Origin of the sequence: Paracoccus simplex (genome assembly GCF_042648325.1) — a bacterium.
Classification (GTDB): Bacteria; Pseudomonadota; Alphaproteobacteria; order Rhodobacterales; family Rhodobacteraceae; genus Paracoccus; species Paracoccus simplex.
Window position 1 is genome coordinate 53,745 of sequence record NZ_JBHRXE010000016.1, and the last position, 1,004, is coordinate 54,748.

The 1,004-nt window shown below is 64.4% G+C and carries 2 protein-coding genes; both read left to right on the forward strand.

Translation table 11 applies throughout. The features are described from left to right. Positions 1-536 (forward strand): SOS response-associated peptidase family protein (locus tag ACFOMP_RS07100; RefSeq protein WP_379028941.1); only part of this gene is annotated, 536 nt, incomplete at its 5' end. A gap of 100 nt (positions 537-636) precedes the next feature. Continuing rightward, entirely contained in the window at positions 637-891 is a 255-nt protein-coding gene (locus tag ACFOMP_RS07105; RefSeq protein ID WP_379028943.1) for a hypothetical protein, read from the forward strand. Positions 892-1,004 lie beyond the last annotated feature (113 nt).

The window sequence follows — 1,004 nt, forward strand, 5'->3', positions numbered from 1 at the left end:
CTGCATGGCAGGAAGACGTGTATCCCGACCGCCTTGCGCCCATCATCCGGCACGGCGAAGACGGCCCCGAGATTGCCCAGGCGCGATGGGGCATGCCGACGCCTCCTCAATACCTGCCCGTATCTGGTCGGGACAGCGGCGTGACGAACATTCGCAACGTCGGATCGCCGCACTGGCGCCGATGGCTCGGCCCCGAGAACCGCTGTCTCGTGCCGGTGGCGCGTTTCAGTGAGCCCGGCGCTGACCGCAAGCCGGTCTGGTTCGAGCCGGCCGACCGCGAGCCGATCATGTTCGCAGGCATCCACACGCGAGGCTGGACGAGCATTCGCAAGGTCAAGGACGGGGCCACGACCGACGACCTGTTCGGCTTCCTAACCTGCCAGCCCAATGCCGAGGTCGGCGCGGTCCACCCCAAGGCCATGCCGGTGATCTTGCGGACGCCGGGCGAGTGGGAGGCCTGGTTGTCCGCGCCCTGGGATATCGCCAAGCATCTGCAGCGGCCACTGCCCGACGGCACACTTCATCTGTTGACCTGACCGCGTGCCGTGACGGCGTTGTGATGGGGGGTCATCTAGACTCTTTCGTTCTTGATATGTTCTCATTGGGCGAGATGGAATCAGATCCGGGAGGCCGAGGATGAAGCTGGTAGGAAACGTGCTGGCCGTTGAGCCGGAAATGCCGATTGAAGCCCATGTGCGCCGGTTCCTGGCCTTCCGGTTCGATGGTCATGCAATCGTTGATCTGATCGCGCAGGACGAGGCTGAGGTCCACTGGATCGCCACGATACATGCGCCAGGTGCGGGGCAGGCCGAGGTCGCGCTGCGCGCAGAGCTGATCGAGGACGATCAGTTCCTCGCCTTCGATCTGATCGATGGCGGCGCGGTTCGCTGACGCCGAGACGCCAGCGCTATGAAACTGCGGGTGATTCGCGATTGGGAACGCCGCTGGCGCTTCCGGCCGGTGCGCGCCATCGGCGGCTATGTGATCGAGAACAGCTATGAGAT